At 73.9% G+C, this 19,731-nt stretch carries 17 protein-coding genes and 3 pseudogenes; 11 read left to right on the forward strand and 9 right to left on the reverse strand.

Features of this window, described 5'->3' with window-relative positions; all coding sequences use genetic code 11:
* Window positions 1-82: 82 nt before the first annotated feature.
* Both D459_RS0102680 and D459_RS0102685 read right to left on the reverse strand, forming a co-directional pair.
* Window positions 83-2,506, reverse strand: coding sequence for an ABC transporter permease (locus tag D459_RS0102680; protein ID WP_017591448.1), 2,424 nt, complete (start codon window positions 2,504-2,506; stop codon window positions 83-85).
* Entirely contained in the window at window positions 2,503-3,267 is a 765-nt protein-coding gene (locus D459_RS0102685; RefSeq protein WP_017591449.1) for an ABC transporter ATP-binding protein, read from the reverse strand. Before D459_RS0102685 ends, D459_RS0102680 begins: the two co-directional genes overlap by 4 nt.
* A 112-nt stretch (window positions 3,268-3,379) precedes the next feature.
* Between D459_RS0102685 and D459_RS0102690 the strand changes: the two genes are divergently transcribed.
* The 3 genes and pseudogenes from D459_RS0102690 to D459_RS0102700 form a co-directional block, all read left to right on the forward strand.
* Entirely contained in the window at window positions 3,380-4,630 is a 1,251-nt protein-coding gene (locus tag D459_RS0102690) for a sensor histidine kinase (protein ID WP_017591450.1), read from the forward strand.
* A 25-nt stretch (window positions 4,631-4,655) separates the two neighbouring features.
* A pseudogene (locus D459_RS30495) lies at window positions 4,656-5,024 on the forward strand (response regulator); the annotation flags it as partial.
* Between the two features lie 143 nt (window positions 5,025-5,167).
* Window positions 5,168-8,134, forward strand: a pseudogene (locus D459_RS0102700) (Tn3 family transposase); the annotation flags it as partial.
* A 112-nt stretch (window positions 8,135-8,246) separates the two neighbouring features.
* On the opposite strand, the gene D459_RS0102705 reads toward D459_RS0102700, so the two are convergent.
* From D459_RS0102705 to D459_RS0102720, 4 genes are read right to left on the reverse strand one after another with little or no spacing between them, the layout of a single operon-like run.
* Complete coding sequence (locus tag D459_RS0102705; RefSeq protein ID WP_017591453.1) at window positions 8,247-8,834, reverse strand: cadmium resistance transporter; 588 nt, start codon at window positions 8,832-8,834, stop codon at window positions 8,247-8,249.
* Window positions 8,825-9,340 (reverse strand): signal peptidase II, encoded by a 516-nt coding sequence (locus tag D459_RS0102710; protein WP_017591454.1) that lies wholly within the window; start codon window positions 9,338-9,340, stop codon window positions 8,825-8,827. Before D459_RS0102710 ends, D459_RS0102705 begins: the two co-directional genes overlap by 10 nt.
* On the reverse strand, window positions 9,337-11,310 hold the full coding sequence (locus D459_RS30500; protein ID WP_081620423.1) for a heavy metal translocating P-type ATPase: 1,974 nt from the start codon (window positions 11,308-11,310) through the stop codon (window positions 9,337-9,339). The genes D459_RS0102710 and D459_RS30500 overlap by 4 nt, the downstream gene beginning before the upstream one ends.
* Window positions 11,303-11,686, reverse strand: a complete 384-nt coding sequence (locus D459_RS0102720) for an ArsR/SmtB family transcription factor (protein ID WP_017591456.1) — start codon at window positions 11,684-11,686, stop codon at window positions 11,303-11,305. The genes D459_RS30500 and D459_RS0102720 overlap by 8 nt, the downstream gene beginning before the upstream one ends.
* 43 nt (window positions 11,687-11,729) lie before the next feature.
* Between D459_RS0102720 and D459_RS0102725 the strand changes: the two genes are divergently transcribed.
* The 3 genes from D459_RS0102725 to D459_RS37295 are packed head-to-tail and all read left to right on the forward strand — an operon-like array spanning window position 11,730 to window position 13,138.
* Complete coding sequence (locus tag D459_RS0102725; RefSeq protein ID WP_017591457.1) at window positions 11,730-12,350, forward strand: class I SAM-dependent methyltransferase; 621 nt, start codon at window positions 11,730-11,732, stop codon at window positions 12,348-12,350.
* A 33-nt stretch (window positions 12,351-12,383) separates the two neighbouring features.
* Entirely contained in the window at window positions 12,384-13,007 is a 624-nt protein-coding gene (locus tag D459_RS0102730; RefSeq protein ID WP_017591458.1) for a methyltransferase family protein, read from the forward strand.
* Window positions 13,004-13,138 carry a hypothetical protein gene (locus D459_RS37295; RefSeq protein WP_017591459.1) on the forward strand — a complete coding sequence of 45 codons (135 nt, stop codon included), beginning with the start codon at window positions 13,004-13,006 and terminating at the stop codon, window positions 13,136-13,138. The genes D459_RS0102730 and D459_RS37295 overlap by 4 nt, the downstream gene beginning before the upstream one ends.
* 42 nt (window positions 13,139-13,180) lie before the next feature.
* Here the strand turns inward: D459_RS37295 and D459_RS0102740 are convergent, their stop codons facing one another.
* Window positions 13,181-14,140, reverse strand: coding sequence for a tyrosine-type recombinase/integrase (locus D459_RS0102740; protein ID WP_017591460.1), 960 nt, complete (start codon window positions 14,138-14,140; stop codon window positions 13,181-13,183).
* Between the two features lie 155 nt (window positions 14,141-14,295).
* Between D459_RS0102740 and D459_RS0102745 the strand changes: the two genes are divergently transcribed.
* Together D459_RS0102745 and D459_RS30505 are read left to right on the forward strand one after the other, a co-directional pair.
* Window positions 14,296-15,003: a GNAT family N-acetyltransferase gene (locus D459_RS0102745; RefSeq protein WP_017591461.1), complete on the forward strand. Its 708-nt coding sequence runs from the start codon at window positions 14,296-14,298 to the stop codon at window positions 15,001-15,003.
* Between the two features lie 91 nt (window positions 15,004-15,094).
* A pseudogene (locus D459_RS30505) lies at window positions 15,095-15,391 on the forward strand (response regulator transcription factor); the annotation flags it as partial.
* A gap of 400 nt (window positions 15,392-15,791) precedes the next feature.
* Here the strand turns inward: D459_RS30505 and D459_RS0102755 are convergent.
* Window positions 15,792-16,562 (reverse strand): SGNH/GDSL hydrolase family protein, encoded by a 771-nt coding sequence (locus D459_RS0102755; protein WP_017591463.1) that lies wholly within the window; start codon window positions 16,560-16,562, stop codon window positions 15,792-15,794.
* A gap of 112 nt (window positions 16,563-16,674) precedes the next feature.
* On the opposite strand from D459_RS0102755, the gene D459_RS0102760 reads away from it, so the two are divergent.
* Genes D459_RS0102760 through D459_RS0102770 form a run of 3 tightly spaced genes read left to right on the forward strand, consistent with a single transcriptional unit; the run spans window position 16,675 to window position 19,231 of the window.
* Complete coding sequence (locus tag D459_RS0102760; protein ID WP_026119999.1) at window positions 16,675-17,349, forward strand: response regulator transcription factor; 675 nt, start codon at window positions 16,675-16,677, stop codon at window positions 17,347-17,349.
* Window positions 17,346-18,761, forward strand: coding sequence for a sensor histidine kinase (locus D459_RS0102765; protein WP_017591465.1), 1,416 nt, complete (start codon window positions 17,346-17,348; stop codon window positions 18,759-18,761). Before D459_RS0102760 ends, D459_RS0102765 begins: the two co-directional genes overlap by 4 nt.
* Window positions 18,758-19,231 (forward strand): hypothetical protein, encoded by a 474-nt coding sequence (locus tag D459_RS0102770; RefSeq protein WP_017591466.1) that lies wholly within the window; start codon window positions 18,758-18,760, stop codon window positions 19,229-19,231. Before D459_RS0102765 ends, D459_RS0102770 begins: the two co-directional genes overlap by 4 nt.
* Here the strand turns inward: D459_RS0102770 and D459_RS0102775 are convergent.
* Window positions 19,232-19,731, reverse strand: a 500-nt coding sequence (locus tag D459_RS0102775; protein WP_017591467.1) for an acyltransferase family protein, incomplete at its 5' end; no start/stop codon positions are given. It lies immediately after the preceding gene.

Genomic DNA, 19,731 nt, shown 5'->3' on the forward strand with positions numbered 1-19,731 from the left:
GCGGCGCCCGCAGCGATCCGGTCGCGGCCGGAGGGCCGTCCGCCTGCGGCGGCCCCCGGCCCTCCCCGCCCGCGCTCCGCGTTCACTCGCGTTCGGCGGCCATGGACGCAGGTGTCCGCCGCAGGGTGCGGGCGGCGGGCACCAGCGCCGCGAGGAGCCCGATGGCCAGGCAGGCGGCGAACAGCGGGCCGAGCTCCGCCCAGGGCAGGTGCACCGACACCTCCGCGGGCCCCCGCCGGGGGTCGAAGTCGTCGCGCAGCCCCACGGTGAGCGCGAACAGGCCGGGCAGGGAGAGCAGCGTCCCCAGGACCAGGCCGGCCGCGGCCGCCAGGCCGGACTCCGCCGCCGGCAGCGCCGCCGCCTGCCACCGGTGCACCCCGTTCACCCGCAGCAGGGCGATGTCGCGGCGGCGCGCCGAAGTGGCCAGGGAAAGGGTGTCGGCCAGGGAGACCACCGCATATCCCAGCGACAGCGCCAGGATGATCCAGGCGAACATGCGCATCAGGCGCAGCTCCTCCGCGATCCCGTCGTCGATCACCTGCGCGGTGGCCTCCACGCGCGCCCCCTGGTCGGCCAGCGCGGAGGAGAGCGCTTCGGCGTCCACCGGGTCGAAGCCGGCGGCGATCGTGAAGGTGCCCGGATCGTGCTCGCGCGCCAGGTCGTGGGAGAGCGCCAACTCCGCCCACAGCTCCAGCTCCGGCGGGAAAGGACCGATGGTGACCGGCACCCGGCCGGCGGTGCCGTCGCGCCACGTCAGCTCCACGGTGTCGCCCTCGCGCCAGCCGAACCGCGCGGCCGTCGCGGGCGAGGCCCACACCGTCCCCTCCGGCGGGGCGTCCCGGCGCAGCCCGACGGATTCCACCCAGCGGCCGTCCACGTAGACGCCGGTCGAGAGCCGGCTGAAGACCTCCCCTTCGGCGTGCTCGCGGGTCCGGTCCAGGGCGGCGTCGGTCAGGCCGCCCCCGTCCTCGCCCATGACCATGGCCTCGCCGGGTATCTCGCCCCGGGAGTGCTCGTCGACCGCCGCGCCGAAGGTGTCGGTCAGGCCGAGCACGGTGACGGCGAGGGCGGAGATCAGCAGGGCCGGCAACATGGTCGCGGCCAGCCGGCGCGCGCCCGCGGCCGCCTCGGCCCGCAGCAGTTCCGCCAGCGGGGACCGGCCCGGCACCAGGGCGAAGAGCCGCGGCAGGTACGCGGGGGCGGCGACGGCCGACGCCGCCGCCAGAGCCAGGCTCGACCCCAGGGCGAAGCCGATGGCCTCGCCGGTGTCCCCTCGCGTGGTCGCGGCCGCCAGCGCCGCCCCGGCCAGGGCCGCGGCCCCGGCGGCCCACAGGCGCCACCGCGGCACCGTCTCCGACCGCGGCGCCTCCGGGCGCAGCGCCTCCAGCGGTGCCACCGCCGCCGCGCGGCGCGAGGCGCCCAGGACCCCCGCGACCGCGGTGGCCACCCCGATGAGCACCGCGACCGCGACGGGCACGGCGACCGAGCGCACCTCCCAGGAGGAGGACAGGAGCTCGTGGCCGACCATCCACTCGCCGAGCAGGACCGCCCCCGGGGCCCCGAGTGCGGCCCCCGCCAGAGACGCCGCGATGCCCACCAGCGCCGCCTCGCCGAGCAGCATTCGGCGCACCTGCCCGGGGGACGCGCCGACCGCGCGCAGCAGCGCGAGTTCCCGCCGCCGCACCGCCACCTGGAAGGCGAACGCGGTGCCGACCGCGAACACCGACACGAACACCGCCAGGACGCCGAGGAGGGCCAGCAGCTGCTGGCCCGCCCAGTTGCCGGACCCGCCGGACTCCGCCTCCATGGCGCTCCGGTCGGCGCCGGTGAACACCTCCGCGCCCGGCCCCAGGACGCCCTGGACGAGCTCGCCGGCGGCCGCGGTGTCGGCGCCGGGTGCCGACACCGCGCCGATGAGCGAGACCCCCGTGGCCGCCGCGTCGGCGACGGCGTCGGAGACGAGGACGTCCTCGCCGCCGGTGACCCCGGAGACGGTCATCGGCCGCTCGGCTCCGGCCGTCAGCACGGTCACCCTGTCTCCCACCGAGCGCCCGTAGGACGCGGGAAGGACGACCTGGTCCGCCCCGGACGGCGCCCCGCCGTCGAGCATCCGCGAACCGCCCAGCCCGAAGGAGGCCCATCCGGCCCCGTCGAAGGCGCCGTCCGCGGCGTCGCCGAGGACCCGTTCCCCGTCCATCACCCTGACGTCGAAGCGCCGCTCGGCCACCGCGGCCGCGACCCCGTCGGAGGCGGCGATCTCCTCGGCCATCGCGTCGGCCTCGTCCCGGGTCCAGACCGCGCGGGCGACGGTGACACCGTCGGATCTGGTTCCGGCGGCCTCCGGGACGGCCAGGACGTCGGCGCGCTCGTAGCGCGGCGGCACCGTCGGCAGGGAGGAGGCGATGACGATCGCGGAGGCCGAGAGCAGAGCGACCGCCAGGGCCAGTGAGACGAGGCCGCCCAGGACCGCGCGCAGGCGGTGGCGGACCATCGCGAACGCGATCACGTCGCCTCCAGCCCGGCCATGCGCACCGCGATGCCCTCGGCGGTGAGCCCGCCGGCGCCGTCCGCGCCGAACGCGTCCGCGATCCGGCCGTCGGCCATGAACACGACCCGGTCGGCGCGCGCGGCCACGGCGGGGTCGTGGGTGACCACGAGAACGGTCCGGCCGTGCACGTCCACCGCCGCGCGCAGGTGGTCCAGCACCTGGCGGCCGCGGGCGAGGTCGAGGGCGCCGGTGGGTTCGTCGGCGCAGATCACGGGGGGCCGGGCCAGCAGGGCCCGGGCGATCGCCACCCGCTGCTGCTCGCCGCCGGAGAGCTGGTGGGGGCGGTGGTCGGCGCGGTCGCGCAGCCCCACCAGGTCCAGCGCGTCGAGGGCGTCGCGGCGTCCGGCGTGCGCGCCCGCCAAGCGCGCGGGGAGCAGCGTGTTCTGGGCCGCGGTGAGCGCGTCGAGGAGGTTGTAGCTCTGGAAGACGAAGCCGACCCGTTCCCGGCGGAACTCGGTGAGCTCCCGCTCATCGAGGGCGCCCAGGTCGACGCCGTCCACGGTGATGCTCCCGCGGTCGGGCCGGTCCAGGCCGGCGGCGCAGTGCAGCAAGGTCGACTTCCCCGACCCGGAGGGGCCCATGATGGCGGTGAAGGTGCCTTCCCGCACGTTCAGTGACGCGCCGTCCAGGGCGGCGACGCGCCGGGCGCCGGCGGCATGGTGCTTGACCGCCGCGTGGATGCGGATCGCATCACGGGCGGTGTCCGGTGTGGTGTTCATGCCTCCGAGCACAGCGCCCCGGAGGGGTCCCGCGCTGGGGCCCCTGGTGGAGATCCGGAGGTAGACCCTGGTCTACCGCGCGGCCTCGGCGGGGGCGTCTAGTGTCGTCGGTGTGCCCGTCCGAACCCTGCGCGCGGCGATCACGCTCGCCCCCCACCTGTTCCTGCTGTCCGCCTGGCCTTGGCGCGCCCTGGCCTACCTGCTGTCGGGGGTGGCGGCGGGCTCCCTGCTGTTCGGGACCGCGCAGGCGCTGGTGGTGTACTGGCCCGAACCCGCTCAGGAACGGCGCCTCTTCGGCCCGCTCCTGGGGATGCTGTTCCTGGGGGCGGTCGTCGGGAGCACCCCGCTCGTCGCCCGGTGGGGCCGGTGGTGCGAAGGGCTGGTGGGGGAGGGGCCGGAGGCGCCCCAGCGGGAGGGCCGCGGGGCGGGAGGCCCGTGGGCCCGGGCCCGGGTCCGGCTGTTCTCACCGCGGCCGTGGCGCGACGTGGGGTACACCGTGCTCAGCTTCAGCGCCCTCTATGTGCTGGACATGGCGGTGCTCCTGTTGGCGCTCGGCGCGCCTTTGAGGGGGGTGCTCAGCTTTTGGAACGCCGAGGGCCTGAGGGTGTTCGAATGGGTTCCCACGGTGATCGCCTGGGGTTCGCTGTGGCTGGTGGGGCTCTACCTGGTGGCGGCGTGGGCGTCGGCGCGCTCCGAGATCGCCCGCGCGGTGCTGTCGCCGCGGGAGGAGCGCCTGGTCGCGGAGCTGCGCGCCGTCACGGATTCGCGCGCGGCGCTGGCGGAGGCCTTCGACGAGGAGCGCTGCCGCATCGAGCGCGACCTCCACGACGGCGCCCAGCAGCGCCTGGCCGCGGTGAACGCCTCCCTCGGCCTGGCCCGGCTCGACCTGGCACCCGATTCCCCGGCGGCGGCCGCCGTCCGCCAGGCCCAGGAGCAGGTGACGGCCGCCCTCAGCGAGCTGCGCGACCTGGTGCGCGGCATCCACCCCCGGGTGCTCACCGAACGGGGGCTGCGGGCCGCCCTGCTGGACGTGGCCGCCCGGACGGGCTCGCCGGTGGAGATCGACCTCGACCTGCCCGGGCGCCTGCCGGGGGCGGTGGAGTCCACCGCCTACTTCGTGGTGTGCGAGGCCCTGGCGAACGCCGCCAAGCACGCTCCCGGCGCCCCGGTGCGGGTGCGGGGCGGTGTGCGGGACGGGGCGCTGCGGGTGGCCGTCACCGACGAGGGGCCCGGAGGCGTGAATCCGGACGGCGGCGGGCTGAACGGACTGCGCCACCGGTTGGCGGTCCTGCGCGGGGAGCTGTCCGTGGACAGCCCTGAGGGCGGGCCGACCACCGTGCGATTGGAGATCCCGGAGGAATGACGCGAACGGCGATGGGGCAATGCGGATGACGGGGACGACGAAGGCCCTAAGGGTCGTGGCGGCGGACGACTCGGTGCTGCTCCGCGAGGGGGTGGCGGGTGTCCTGGCGAGGTTCGGGCACGAGGTGGTCGCGGCGGTCGGCGACGCCGACGCTCTGCAGGAGGCGGTCCGCGAACACGATCCGGACCTGGTCGTCACGGACGTGCGCATGCCGCCGGGGTACGCGGACGAGGGGCTGCTGGCGGCGGTCGGGATCCGGCGTGCGCGCTCCGGCCTGGGGATCATCGTGCTCAGCCAGTACGTGCAGCCGGCCTACGCCGCGGAGCTGCTGGAGATCGACGCCCCAGGGGGTGTGGGGTACCTGCTCAAGGAGCGCATCGGCGACGTGGAGGAGTTGGGGTGTCGGTAAGGAGCGTGTCACCAGGTGCCAAGTAACCCGCGAGTAACTTACGGGTTCGCCGGACAACCAGCCCCAGGGCCCCGGAAGATCGTGGATAGCCGGGCGCACCGCCCGGCCAAGGACACGAGCGGGCAGGGGACGGTCGGGTGGCACGGGATCTGGACCTGGACGAACTCCTCGACGCCTTCACCCTCACCGCCGACGAGTTGAAGCTGCTGCGGAACAAGTCCGGGGCGACCCGGCTCGGGTTCGCGGTGACCCTGCGCTTCCTGCTCTGGCGCGGCCGGTTCCCGCGCGGCCGCGGCGAGGTGCCCGACAACGCCGTCGTCCACGTGGCCAGGCAAGCCAAGGTCGAGCCTTCCGAGATCGCCTTCTACGACTGGCAGGGGCGCTCGGCCAAGCGGAACCGGACCGAGATCCGCGACTTCACCGGCTTCGGCGAGTGCTCGGTCGCCGACGCCGAGAAGGTCACCCTGTGGCTGGCCGAGAACGTGTGCGACCAGGAGCGCAACCCCGACCGGGTACGCCAGCGCCTGCTGGAGCACTGCAAAGAGGAGCTGATCGAGCCGCCGGAGAAGACCCGCGTCGAGCGGATCGTCCGCTCGGCGCTGAGCCAGGCCGAGGATCAGATGATGGCCCGCGCGGCGGGCGAGGTGCCCGCCGAGGTCGTCGAGCGGATGCTCACGCTGATCGGTCAGGCCAGCGACGACCCCGACGAGGCACCGGCGGACGGGGAAGGGCGTGAGGTGTATGCGCAGATCAAGGACGCCCCGGGCAACGTCAGCCTCAAGACGCTGATCGCGGAGAAGACGAAGCTGGAAGCGGTGCGTGCCGTGGGTGTGCCGCACCGGGCCTTCGCGCGCATCCCGGCCAAGATGGTGGCCGCGTGGCGGGATCGGGCGGCGGCCGAGGCGCCCTCGCACCTGCGCGGCCACCCGCACCAGATCAAGGTGTGCCTGCTGGGGGCGCTGCTGTTCTCGCGCGAGCGGGAGATCACCGACACCCTGGTGGACCTGGTGATCTCGACCGTGCACAAGATCAATGCCCGCGCGGAGAAGGTCGTGACCGAAGAGTTCGTCCGCGACCTCAAGCGGGTCTCGGGCAAGGAGGACATCCTCTTCCGGATCGCCGAGGCCTCCGTGGGCTCGCCCGAGTCGCCGGTGCGCGAGGTGGTCTACCCGGCCGCCGGCGGCGAGCAGACGCTGAAGGACCTGTTGGCCGAGTTCCGGTCCAAGGGCACCAGCTACCGCCAGCACAAGCAGCGCGTGTTCAAGTCCTCCTACTCCAACCACTACCGCGTGGGGCTACTCCAGCTCCTGGACGTGCTGGAGTTCCACTCCTCCAACGACGTGCACCGCCCGCTGGTCAAGGCGTTGGAGCTGATCTGCCGCTACCGGGAGGTGGCCAACAACCGCCCCTACTACGACGCCGGTGAGCACGTCCCCGTCGACGGGGTCATCCCCTTCGAGCTGCGCGAGCTGCTGCACCGCACCGACCAGCGCGGCCGGTCGCGGGTGCTGCGCACCGTGTACGAGTGCGGGGTGTTCCAGAGGCTGCGCGAGCAGTTGCGCTGCAAGGAGATCTGGGTGGTGGGCGCCGACCGGTGGCGCAACCCCGATGAGGACCTCCCGGCCGACTTCGCGGACAAGCGCGTGGAGAACTACCGAAAGCTCAACCAGCCCCTGGACCCGGAAGAGTTCATCGCCCGCCTGCACGGCGACATGGTGACCGAGCTGGCCGGGCTCAATGACGCGCTGCCCCGCCTGGACTGGGTAGAGGTCGCCGAGCGCAAGGCGGGGGCGATCAGCCTCTCCCCGTTGGAGGCGCGCGCCGAGCCGCGCAACCTGCGCAGGTTGAAGAAGGCGGTGCGCGCCAAGTGGGGTGTGGTCCCGTTGCTGGACATGCTCAAGGAGACCGCGCTGCGCACCGGGATGCTGGAGGCGTTCACCGGGGTCGGCACCCGCGAGGCCATCACGACCGAGGAGCTGTGGGAGCGCCTGATTCTGGTGATCTACGCCTATGGCACCAATACCGGGCTGCGCCGGGCGGCCGCGGGCGAGCACGCCTACTCCGAGGACGATCTGCGCTACATCCGGCGCCGCTACTTCACCATCGAGGGGGCCCGGGGCGCCGCCCGCGCGATCGCCAACGCGACCTTCGCCATCCGCTCGGAGGCGATCTGGGGGCAGGGGTCGACCGCGGTGGGGTCGGACTCCACGCATGTCAAGGCGTTCGACCAGAACCTGTTCACGGAGTGGCACTCGCGGTACGGGGGCCGGGGGGTGCTCATCTACTGGCACATCGAGGAGAGGTCGATGGCCGTGCACTCCCAGTTGCTGTCGTGCTCGGCCTCGGAGGTGCACGCCATGGTGGAGGGGGCGATGCGGCACGGCACCTCGATGAACGTGGAGGCCAACTACGTCGACTCCCATGGCCAGTCCGAGATCGGGTTCGGCATCACCCGGCTGCTGGGGTTCAAGCTGCTGCCGCGCATCAAGCAGATCAACCGCGTCAAGCTCTACCAGCCCGACCGCGGCGACCTGGAAACCTACCCGCTGTTGCGTCCGGCGATGACCCGGCCGATCCGCTGGGGCCTGATCGCCCAGCAGTACGACCAGATGATCAAGTACGCCACCGCGATCCGGCTGGGCACCGCCTCCACCGAGGCGATCCTGCGCCGCTTCACCCGGGCCGCCTCCCACCCCACCTACGCGGCGATGCTGGAGGTGGGACGGGCGGAAAAGACCGCGTTCTGCGCGCGTTACCTGCGCGACCGCGACGTGCAGTACGAGGTGGGGTCGGGGCTGAACGTGGTGGAGAACTCCCACGGCATCCACGGCGAGATCCTCTACGGCAAGACCGGTGAGCTGTCCTCCAACCGGCGCGAGGAGCAGGAGCTGACCATGCTCGCCCTGCACATCCTGCAATCGTGCCTGGTGTACGTGAACACGCTGATGCTCCAACAGGTGCTGGCCGAACCCGAATGGGAGAACGCGCTGACGGCCGAGGACCGGCGCGGGCTCACTCCGCTGTTCTCCTCGAACATGAACCCCTACGGCGACATTCGCCTGAACATGGGCAACCGCCTGGCCCTGGGCGGCTGAGACCGAGACCAGGACCGCGAGACCCTGGGGGCTCGCCCGGTGGAGGAGCGCAACCACCCTGCACGTCAGCGCGGACGGCGTCCGAACCGGGTGCGGGAGTCGGCGGGCGTGCCTACAGTCCGAAGGCGCCGCCCTCGACGAGGATGATCACGCCCAGGACGATGAGGACCAAGGGCAGCAGGATGTGGCCCCAGCGGCTGAGCGCGCGGGCGATGGGGGCGCGGGTGGCCAGGAACTTGCCGGCCGCGCACAGCACACCGACCAGGACCAGGAAGACCGTCACGTAGACGGCCAGGCTGGTGTTGCCGACGGTGACGAAGACGGGGACGTAGACGCCGATGTTGTCGCCACCGTTGGCGAAGGTGACGGTGGCGACGGTGAGCAGGGCCGGGCCGTTGTCGCTGTCGGGGGCCTCATCGCCGTCGCCGCGCCACAGTTTCCAGGCCGCGCGCAGGCCCAGCAGCAGCGGGAGCAGCCCGAAGTAGGCGCGCACCGCCTCGGGCAGGAAACTCGCGCCGAAGGTGGCGGCCAGCGCGGTGACCAGGATCGCGATGAAGCCCAGGTACTGCCCGGCCACGACCCGGGCGGTGGCCCCGCGCTGCCCTGCGCCTTGGGCGAAGAACAGCGCGAGCACCACGATGTCGTCGATGTTGGTGACGGCGAACAGGCCGGCCGCCTGGGCGATGATGATCAGGTCCACGCGTCAGGGTCCTTGCCGGGCGGTGCCGGTGCGCCCTGGCGAGCGGAGGTGAACACGAGCAGCACCGCGCCGCCGACGATGAAGGCATCGGCGAGGTTGAAGGTGGGCCACCAGCCCGTGTGCAGATAGTCGGTGACCACACCGTCCAGGCCGCGGTCGATGAGGTTGGCCAGCGCACCGCCCAGCACCCCGGCCAGACCGACGCGGCCCGGCAGCGGGGTGGTGGGAGCGGTGTACCAGGCGTAGGCGGCCACGGCGGCGGTGATGAGCCCGGTCAGGGCCACGATGACCCCGGCGGGCAGGGTCGCGCCCAGGTTGAAGGCGACACCGGGGTTGTAGGTCAGGCGCAACTCCAGCAGTCCCAGGAGTCGCGCTCCGGGGCCGCCGGCCAGATGGTGCTCGGCCAAGGCCTTCAGGGCCAGGTCGGCGGCGGTGAGCGCGAGAGCGGCGGCCAGCACGCCCCAGCGGGGGAGCGTGCCGGCCGTGGCCGGTGTCGTCGGCCTCACGCCTTGGCCTCCGCGTGCTCGCGCGGTGCGGCGGTGGCGGGGCCGCCGGGGGCCAGCCCCAGGCGGCGGGTGCGTCCGGCGCGGATGCCGTTGCCGATGACCACGACCTCGGCGACCTCGTGCACCAGCACGACCGCGGCCAGGCCCAGGACCCCGAACAGGGCCAGGGGCATCAGGGCGATGATGATGGCCAGCGACAGGCCCACGCTCTGCCACATGATGGCCCGGGTGCGGCGGGCGTGTGCCAGGACGCGGGGCAGGTGGCGCAGGTCCTCGCCCATCAGGGCGACGTCGGCGGTCTCGATGGCCACGTCGGTGCCCATCGCGCCCATCGCGATCCCCAGGTCGGCGGTGGCCAGGGCGGGGGCGTCGTTGACACCGTCGCCGACCATCGCGACGGGGCCGTGTGCCCGGAGTTCGCCGACGAGGCGGGATTTGTCCTCGGGGCGCAGGTCGGCGTGCACGTCGCCCGCTTCGATGCCCGCCTGGGCGGCCAGGGCGGCGGCGGTGGCCGGGTTGTCGCCGGTGAGCATCACCACCCGGTAGCCCGCACCGCGCAGGGAGGCGACGACCTCGCCGGCTTCGGGGCGCAGTTCGTCGCGGACCGCGATGGCGCCCAGCAGCGCGCCGTCGTCCTCGACCAGGACGGCGGTGGCTCCGGCGTGCTGCATCCGCGCCACATCCCCGGCCAAGGGGCCGGCCTCGATCCAGCCCGGGCGACCCAATCGCACATCGCGGCCGTGCAGGGTGCCGGTGAGGCCGGCGCCGGTGACCGCTTCCACCTGCTCGGCGCGCTGGGGTGCGGGGGCGGCGGCCAGGATCGCGGCCGCCAGCGGGTGTTCGCTGCGCTCCTCTAGGGCGGCGGCCACCGCCAGCACCTGCTCGGCGGTGTGGCCGGGCGCGGGGAGGGTCTCGATGACGGCCGGGCGGTTGCGGGTCAGCGTGCCGGTCTTGTCCAGAGCCACGGTGCGGATCCGGCCCATGGCCTCCAGGGCGGCTCCGCCCTTGACCAGGGTGCCGTGCTTGGAGGCGGCGCCGATCGCGGCCACCACGGTGACGGGCACGGAGATCGCCAGTGCGCACGGGGAGGCGGCCACCAGCACGACCAGGGCGCGTTCGACCCAGGTCAGCGGGTCGCCGAACAGCGCGCCCACGACGGCGATGAGCACCGCGGCGATCATCACCCCGGGCACCAGCGGTTTGGCGATGCGGTCGGCCAGGCGCTGTCCGGCGCCCTTGCGGGACTGCTCTGCCTCCACGATGGACACGATGCGGGCCAGGGAGTTGTCGGCCGCGGCGGAGGTGACGGTGACCTCCAGGGCTGCGGTGCCGTTGATGGACCCGGCGAACACCTCGCTGCCGGGGCCCGCCTCCACGGGCACGGACTCGCCGGTGATGGCCGAGGTGTCCAGGCTGGTGTGCCCGGAGGTGATGGTCCCGTCGGTGGCCAGGCGCTCGCCGGGGCGCACCACCAGCGTGTCGCCCACGACCAGCTCGGCCGGGTCGACGGTGTGCTCCACACCTTCGCGGAGCACCCGGGCCTGGTCGGGGACCAGGTCCAGCAGGGCGCGCAGGCCGCGGCGGGTGCGGGCCACGGAGTACTCCTCCAGCCCTTCGGCGATGGTGTAGAGCACCGCGAGCATCGCGGCCTCGCCCACCTCGCCCAACAGCACGGCGCCGATGGCGGCGATGGTCATCAGCGTGCCCACGCCGATCTTGCCCTGGGCCAGGCGGCGCACAGTACCGGGGACGAACGTCCAGGCGGCCACGGCCAGGGCGGCGGCCTTGAGCACCAGGCCCACCAGGTCTGGTGCGCCGACCCATCCGGCGCTGTACCCGGCCAGCAGCAGCGCCGCGGCCACGGCGGCGAAGCGGATCTCGCCCACCTGCCACAGCGTCTGGGGCTCGTGCTCCTCGGCTTCTTCTCCTGTGCGGGGCTCCTCGCCGCCGCATCCGCAGGCGTCACTCACCGCGCACCTCCATCGTCGTGTGGCTCTCGGTTCCGTAGTTGGGGCACAGCGCGACCGCGCTGCCGGTCGCGGCCAGCAGGACCTCGGCCGAGGCCAGCAGGTCCAGCAGTTCGGGGCGGGCCAGGGAGTAGAACACCTGCCGCCCCTCGGGGCGCCCGTCGACAAGGCCGCAGTCGCGCAGGCACGCCACGTGCTTGGAGACCGTGGACTGGGCCAGTCCGAGCTGTTCCACCAGGTCGGCCACGCGCGCCTCGCCCTGGGCCAGGCGGCGCACGATGGCCAGGCGGGTGCCGTCGGAGAGGCTGTGGAAGAGGGCCTCGGCGGCGCCTATGCCCGCGGTTGTGGCTTGGCATCCATCCGTGCTATTCATCGTCATGAGACGATCATATCCCATTTCGACGATGATAGAAGGTGTGGGCATGCTCATGAACCGCGTGGAGTCGGCACTGATCGACTCACCGCCCCGGCGCCTGCTCCAGCACTACGAGGCCAACCTGCTCATCAAGCTGGGCGGGCGCACCCCCGGCGCCCGCGCCGCCGAGCTGGGCTGCGGCCCCGGCTACGGCACCAGGCTCATCCTGGACACCTTCGGCGCCGCGTCCGTGGACGCCGTGGACCTGGACCCGAAAATGCTGGCCAGAGCACGGCGGCGCCTTCAGCGCCACGGCGAGCGCGTCTACCTCGCGCGCGGCTCGGCCACCGACCTGGCCGCCGCCTTCGCCCCCATCGGCGCAGGCAAGGACGCCTCCTACGACGCGGTGTTCGACTTCGCGATCATCCACCACATCCCGAACTGGCGCGACGCCCTGGCCGAGGTCGCCCGCGTCCTGGCCCCCGGCGGCCGGTTCTTCTTCGACGAGGTCACCGCCACCGCCCTGGCCCGCCCCACCTACCGGGCGCTGTTCGACCACCCCACCGCCGACCGGTTCAGTGCGGGCGAGTTCCTCGCCGAGCTGGGCCGCCACGGGTTGCACATCGGTGATGCCTGGCGCACCCGCATCGGCGGCGACTACCTCCTGGGCGTCGCCACCCGCACCTGAGCCCTGCCCGCCCCACTTTGAACGGAGATCCCCGTGGCACTGGCCGCACTCGTCCTCTACCTGCTCGGCCTGGCCCTGGCCTTCGGTGTGCGCACCCTGGCCGCGTGGCGGCGCACCGGTGACACCGGGTTCCGCCGCCCGGACACCACCGCCTTCACCGCCCCCTGGTGGGGGAGCGTGCTCTTCGCCGGCGCACTCGCCCTGGGTCTGGCCGCACCCGTGGCCGCCCTGTTCGACCCGGCCACGGCCGCCCCGCCCAGGAGTGCGGGGGTCGTCGGGCTGGCCCTGATGCTGCTCGGTCTGGCCCTGGTGCTCGTCTCCCAGGCGGCGATGGGCGCCTCCTGGCGCATCGGCGTGGACGAGAACGAGCGCACGGAGCTGGTCACCCGCGGGATCTTCGCGCTCGTGCGCAACCCGGTCTTCACCGGCATGGGGGTGCTGCTGGCCGGGCAGGTGCTCGCCGTGCCCTCAGCGGTGTCCGCGGCGGCCCTGGCGGCCTTCGTCGCCGCCGTGCAGGTGCAGGTCCGCGCCATCGAGGAGCCCTACCTTGTGCGCACGCACGGCGCCGCCTACACCGGGTACGCCGCCCGGACCGGCCGCTTCCTGCCCGGAATCGGCCGCCTCACCGACCGCAACACCACGACAGGATCCCGATGAGCGGCTGCTGCACCCCCGACGACCACGACCCCACCCCCGAAGAAGAGCGCACCGGCAGGCTCGCGCTGGTCCTCATCGTGGCCATCGGTGCCGCCACCCTGGTGGTCGTCGGTATCCTCCTGCTGCCCTAGAGCACGCAAGAGAAGTCGCGCGGCACTGCGGCACTGCGGGCCTCACCGATCGACGGTGAGCACCTCCAGGGCGGCGGCCTTGTCGGCCTCGGTGGGCAGCGCGTAGCGGCGGGTGGTGTTGATGTCGGCGTGCCCCATCAGCTCGGCGACGGTGACCAGGTCCACCGGTTCGCGCGCCAATTCGCTCCCGCCGCGCACCAGGTCGGTGCCGAAGGTGTGCCGCAGCACGTGCGGCCCGAACGCCTCGCCGTCGTCGGAGGGGCCGATCCCCGCCGCCGCGCCCAGCTCGCAGACCGCGGTGTTGGCCGCCCGGGTCGACAGCGCCTGGCCGTCGCGGTTGCGCACCAGCGGACCGGCAGCAGGGCGGCCGAGTTCGTCCAGGAGGCGTTCGAGGGAGGCGCGCGCCTCGGCGTGCAGCGGGACGGCGCGGTCCTTGCCGCCCAGCCGTCCCTTGCCGCGCACCCGCACGCTGCCCCGCCGCGCGGACAGGCGGATGTCGGCGACGTCCAGGGCGACGATCTCGGCGATGCGCAGGCCCGCGTAGTAGGCCAGGTGGCAGAGGGCCCGGTCCCGGGGCGAGGCGTCGCGGGCCACCACGCGTAGGAAGCGGAGCTTGGCCCGGCCATCCAGCGCACGCGGGGCGCTGGGGCGGCCCAGGTGTTCGCGGACCACGTCGGGCCGTCCCGAGCCGCGCAGGGCGAAGAAGGCGTCGATGGCGGCGAGCCGGTTGTTGATGGTGGCCGCCGACAGGTGGGTGCCCCGGGCGGTGCGGGTGTTCTTCAGGGTGCGGCGGTAGTCGCGTACCGACCAGTCCCGCGCTGCGGGATCGGTGAGCGGGTCGCCGTCCAGGGCGCCGGCCTGGCGGGCCTCGGCGAGCCAGGCCAGGAAGTGGGCGGTGTTGCGCTGGTACTTGTCGCGGGTGGCCGCGCCCAGGTCGGTCGCCGAGGCCAGCCTCGCGGCGAAGGCCGCGCGCTCGGCGTCCAGGTCGCCGGGCAGCACCACGGTTCGGCGCGGCCGCCCCGTGCGTGTGTTTCCAGAAGTCGAATCGGAGGTCTGTTCAGCGGAGGAGGATGTGTTTCCAGAAGTCACTCCGGCAGTCTACTTCCGGGAACGCTGATTTCCAGAAGTATAACCCCGACCCGCCCTACAGTGGGTGCGTGGCCAAACACAAGAAGCGCACCGCCCCCGCCCCGTCGATCACCCCCGCCAAGCTCGCCCAGGGCTGGTCCGCCCCCGCCGGCGGCCGCATCCGCCCGGCCCACCCCGACGATCTAGGCCGGGCCGCCGAACTGCTCTCCGATGTGGGCACCGACATCACCGAGGACCTGAACGCCGCCGCAGGGAAGGCGGACACCTCCCTACTGCTGCACGAGTGCCTGAGCAGCCGTGACAACGAGAGTGCGATGCGAGCCGTCATCAGCGGCACCCTGGGCGGCCGCGAGGTCGACCCCCTCGCGGGCCTGTCGGCCCTGCTGGTGGCCACCGACCGCACAGGGCAGGTCCTCGGCTGTGCCCTGATGATCCCGCCGGGCCGTTTCCTGGCCCAGGTGCGCCGGGTCAACGAGGTCCAGGGCTTGGCGCTGATGCTGGTCATCACCAAGCTCAAAGGGCTGGCGGTGGACCCCGCCCACCGCGGCCGGGGGATCGGGGCGGCCCTGGTCAAACGCGGCGTCCAGTTGTACGAGCAGAGCGGCTTCCACGTGATGTACGGGCAGTTCACCGCCGAGAGGAACCTGGAGCCGTTCTACCGGCGCCAGCGCTTCACCGTGCTGGACCTGGGGGAGCCGCTGCAACCGCTGCTGGCCCTGCCCGCGTCGATCGTCTCCGAGGGCGAGGAACGGTTCTTCCACCGCATGCTGGGCTGAGCGCGTGAGTAGCTTCGAAACCGCGGTCGTCGACCGCGAAACTACTCACGGGTTACTTGGCACCTGGTGACACGCTCCTTACCGACACCCCGAGTTCGCGGAGGCGGTGGCGAAGGTGGCGTCGGGCGGAACGGTCCTGGACCGCGAGGTGGTCCGGGTGATGATGGCGGCGCGGTCGAGCCCCCTCAACCGGTTGGCGCCCAGGGAGCGCGAGGTCCTGGCGCTCATGGCCAGGGGGGAGTCCAATGCGGCCATCGCGCGCCTGCTGGTGGTGTCCGACGCGGCGGTGCGCAAGCACATAGGTTCGATCTTCACCAAGCTCGACCTGGCTCCTCAGATGGACGGCCACCGGAGGGTGCTGGCGGCGCTGGCCTACCTCGACCGCTGACGTGCACCGGTCACGGGGCCGGCGGTGGGGAAGGCGCGGCGCCGCCATGGGGGCGAGGAGGGCGGCGTGCTCTTCGGCGAGTGCGGCCGCCCCACCCCTCCTTTAAAACGTAGCGTTGGAAAATAACGTAACGTTGAAAACGTTATATGAAATCACGGGCCGATCCGCCAACGGAAAGACGGGAAATCCTGGCCTCCGATAAGCGGACCTTCACGGAGGTGAGACAACCAGGGTTGACAAAGGGGGCGGGGGCGGCCCGCGGGGAGGGTGCAACGCTATTCCGGGCGCCCGCAGGCGGCCGCGGACCCGCCCGGCCCCGCCGGGCGCCCGCAGGCGGAAAAGCCCCGGTCAGCCGCCCCGCCCGCCCGCCGGGGCCGGCGGAGAACCGCCCCGCGCGGGGTCAGCAGGCGGCGAAGTGCTCGTCCTCCGCCCAGTCGCCCCCGGCCCAGGCCTCGGGCTCCGGTACCGGGAAGCCCGGGTAGAGCCCGGCCAGTTCGCCGAGGAGCCAGTCGGTGAAGCGGGCCGCGCCCTGGGGGCAGGTGTGGATGCCGTCGGGGCTGCGGTCGGGCGCCCCCTCCCGCTCCCGGACGTACTCCCGGCCCCACACCTCGGCGGCGTCGAGCAGCGAGGCCCGCCCCGAGGAGCCCTCCACGACCTCGCGCGCGACCTCGGAGGCGCGTTCCAGATCGCCCATGTGCGGCTCGTAGAAGTCGTCGGGGCGGATCGGCGGCGAGGTGATGAACACCAGGTCGGCCCCCTCCCCGGCCACGGTCTCCAGGAGCCTGCCGTACCCGTCCAGCTGCTCCTGCCGCGTCCCCCAGTCGTAGGTGGTGAGCTGGTAGAGCACCACGTCGGGCGAGGCGGCCCCGATCTCGCCGGGCAGCGTCTTCCAGTTGTCCTCGGAGAAGGGCCCCACGACGTTGCCCCCGCCCTCGGACGCCAGCGGCGTGAAGCCGACGCCGGCCTCCTCCAGCGCGGCGGCCAGCGGCAGGGACTGGCCCACGGCGACGGAGTCGCCGAGCAGGACCACCTCGGAGACGGGCGTCCCGGAGGGCTCTGCCCCGGGGCCGGCGGCGGACGGGCCGGCGGGCCCCTCCGGGGAGCCCGAGCAGGCGGCGGCCAGCAGGAGCGGCGGGAGTGCGGCGGTGAGAGTGCGCAGTGCCTTGTTCATGGGATCCACGGTGGCGGGGCGGTGTCCTGGCGGCTCCACCGCCGTGTCGCAGTCGTGTCGCGGACCGCCCCGGTTCCCGCCCGAACGCCCCGGTGTGTCCGATACTGGCAGGGTGGCACGACTCCTCCTGATCGAAGACGACCCCATGGTGCGGCGCGGCCTGGAACTCGCCCTGTCCCGGCACGGGCACGGCGTCCGCACCGCGGACACCGGCGAGGAGGGCCTGCGCGCCTACCGCGACCACGCCCCAGACCTGGTCGTGCTCGACGTCATGCTGCCCGGTGTGGGCGGGTTCGAGGTGTGCCGCCGCATCCGGGCCGAGGGCGGGACGCCGGTGATCGTCCTGACCGCGCTCGGCGACGACTTCGACGTGGTCGGCGGGCTGGAGGCGGGCGCGGACGACTACGTCGTCAAGCCGGTGCAGCCCACCGTGCTCGACGCCCGGATCCGCGCGGTGCTGCGCCGCAGCGCCGGGGACGGCGAGGGGGTGCGCGTCCACGCCGGCCTGCGGATCGACACGGCGGCGCTGGCGGTCACCGTGGACGGGGAGCCGGTGCCGCTGACGCCCACCGAGCTGCGCCTGCTGCTGACCCTGTCCCGGTCGCCGGGCCGCGTGTTCGACCGCCAGCGGCTGCTGGAGGAGGTGTGGGAGCACGACTACCTGGGCGACTCCCGGCTGGTGGACAACTGCGTGCAGCGGCTGCGGGCCAAGATCGAGTCCTCCCCGGCGGCCCCGAGGTACGTGCAGACCGTGCGGGGGTTCGGCTACCGGTTCGGGCCGGTATGAGGCCTCGGCGGTGGCCGGGCCCGCGCGGGCTGCGCTCCCGCCTGCTGGCCGCGTTCGTCCTGGTGACGGTGGTGGCGGCCGGGGCGGCGGCGTGGTCGGGCGCCGGTGCGGCCGGTGCGGCGCTGGTCTCCTCCCACCGGGAGCGGACCACCGGGGACGTCGCGGTGCGGATCGCGGAGGCCGCGCCCCAGCTGTCCTATCCGCCCGACCGGGAGTCGCTCGACCGGCTGCGCCAGGCGGTGGGCGGGGACACCGCGGTCACCTTCGGGGAGCTGTCCTCCTCCGAGGGGCTGGACACCTCCCTGGTCCCCGGTGGGCTGCGCGCCGCCGTGCGCCGCGAGCACCGCCTGGCGGCGCAGCGCGTCACCCTGGAGGGCCGGTCGTGGCTCCTGGTGGGCACCCCCGTGATGATCACCGCCCCCGACGGGTCCCGCACCGCGTCCGGGATCGAGGTCTACACCCTGCGCGACCTCGCCGGCGTCGAGCGGGAGGTCGCCGGCGTCACCCGGGCCGCGGCCGCCACCGCGGCGGCGGCGCTGCCCCTCGCGGCGCTCCTGGCCCTGCTGGCCGCGCGCGGTGTGCTGCGCCCCGTGCGCGACCTGCGCGACACGGCCGGGCGGCTGGCCTCCGGCGACCTCGACGCGCGGTCGGAGCCGCAGGGGGCCGACGAGCTGGCCGAGCTGGCCGGCGCCGTCAACGACATGGCGGGCTCGCTCCAGGAGTCCATGGCGGCGATGGAGCGCATGCAGGCCGACGCCCGCAGGTTCGCCGCCGACGTCTCCCACGAGCTGCGCACCCCCCTCAGCACGCTCGCCGCGGTGGCGGAGGTGCTGGAGGACGCGACCGGCGGCATGGAGGGCGACGCCCGCGAGTCCGCGCGGATGGCGGTCAGCGAGACGCAGCGGCTGGTCCGGCTGGTGGAGGATCTCATGGAGGTGTCGCGCTTCGACGCCGGCACCGCGAGGCTGCACACCGAGGAGGTGGACGTGTCCGCCGCCGTCCGCGACTGCCTGCGCCTGCGCGGCTGGTCGGAGCAGGTGCGGGTGGAGGCGGACGGCCGCGTCCGGGCCCGGGTGGACCGCCGCCGGGTCGACGTGATCGTCGCCAACCTGGTGGGCAACGCGCTGCGGCACGGAGCCGCGCCGGTGCGGGTGCGGGTGCGCGCCCTGCCCGAGGAGGTGCGCGTCACCGTGACCGACTCCGGTCCCGGCCTGGGCGAGGACGTGCTGCCCTCGGTGTTCGACCGCTTCTACAAGGCCGACGCGGCCCGCACGCGCAGCGCCGGCAGCGGGCTGGGCCTGGCGATCGCCCGGGAGAACGCCCGCCTGCACGGGGGCGACCTCACCGCGGCCGACACCGGGGCGGGGGCGCGGTTCGACCTGGTCCTGCCGAGGAGGGAGGAGGAGCGGTGAGGCGGATCTGCGCGGCCATGGCGGCCGTTCTGCTCGCGGGGTGCGGGGCGGGCCCCTCGGAGGTTTTCGACGGCGGCCCGGCGCCCACGGGCGTGGCGCCGGGGGTGACGCTGTACTTCCTGGACGAGCGGGGGGAGCTGACACCGGACCGGCGCGACACCGGCCGCCTGGGCTCGATCTCCGAGGCGATGGCCCTGCTGCTGACCGGTCCGGGCGGCTCCGGCCTGCACACGGGGATCGCCGAGGGCTCCGTGGAGCGCATGATGGTGACCGTGAAGCCGGGGCTGGTCGATCTGGTCACCCCGCTGGAGATCGGGGAGGTCACTCCGGCGGGGATCGACCAGATCGTGTGCACCGCCCTGGGGGTGCACGTGCAGTCCGGCGGGTCGACCGACACCCGGGTGCGGGTCGGCTTCGTCCAGCCCACCCCGGAGTCGGAGGAGCTGCGGACCTGCCCGCTGATCGGCTGATCAGTCCAAGGCGGTGACGTCGACGGGCGGCGGCGCCGGGGCGGGCACCGCGGTCCACAGCAGGGCCAGGGCGGCCATGGCCGCCGCGAACGCGAGTGCGCCGCGGCGGCCTGCGGCCCAGGGGGCGCGGAACCGGACCGGGTTCTCCACCAGGTGGGTCGAGAGCGCGGCCAGAGCGGTGGAGACGGCGCACACCAGGGCCGTCCACCACCAGCCGGACAGGCCGGTGGCCTCGGGGGAGAGCAGTACGATGACCGGCCAGTGCCACAGGTAGAGGCTGTAGGAGACCGTACCCGTCCAGCGCAGCGGCCCCCAGGACAGGATCCGCGGCATCGGCCCCTCGGGCGTTCGCGCGCACAGGCCGATGAGCAGGGCGCAGGCCAGGGCGTGCGCGAACAGGCCGCCCCGGTACAGCCACGGCGAGGCCGTCCCGTCGGCGAGCAGCCACATCGCGCCGATCGCGGCCGCCAGGGCCGCGGTCGCGGCGGGGGGGGGCCCCG

Origin of the sequence: Nocardiopsis potens DSM 45234 (assembly GCF_000341105.1) — a bacterium.
GTDB lineage: Bacteria > Actinomycetota > Actinomycetes > Streptosporangiales > Streptosporangiaceae > Nocardiopsis_A > Nocardiopsis_A potens.

Excerpts from the sequence above, each read along its gene's own strand:
- D459_RS0102720 (WP_017591456.1), bottom strand. The coding sequence starts at position 11,686 with ATGACGATGAATAGCACGGATGGATGCCAAGCCACAACCGCGGGCATA.
- D459_RS0102685 (WP_017591449.1), bottom strand. The coding sequence starts at position 3,267 with ATGAACACCACACCGGACACCGCCCGTGATGCGATCCGCATCCACGCG.
- D459_RS0102725 (WP_017591457.1), top strand. The coding sequence starts at position 11,730 with ATGCTCATGAACCGCGTGGAGTCGGCACTGATCGACTCACCGCCCCGG.
- D459_RS0102755 (WP_017591463.1), bottom strand. The coding sequence starts at position 16,562 with ATGAACAAGGCACTGCGCACTCTCACCGCCGCACTCCCGCCGCTCCTG.
- D459_RS37295 (WP_017591459.1), top strand. The coding sequence starts at position 13,004 with ATGAGCGGCTGCTGCACCCCCGACGACCACGACCCCACCCCCGAAGAA.
- D459_RS0102765 (WP_017591465.1), top strand. The coding sequence starts at position 17,346 with ATGAGGCCTCGGCGGTGGCCGGGCCCGCGCGGGCTGCGCTCCCGCCTG.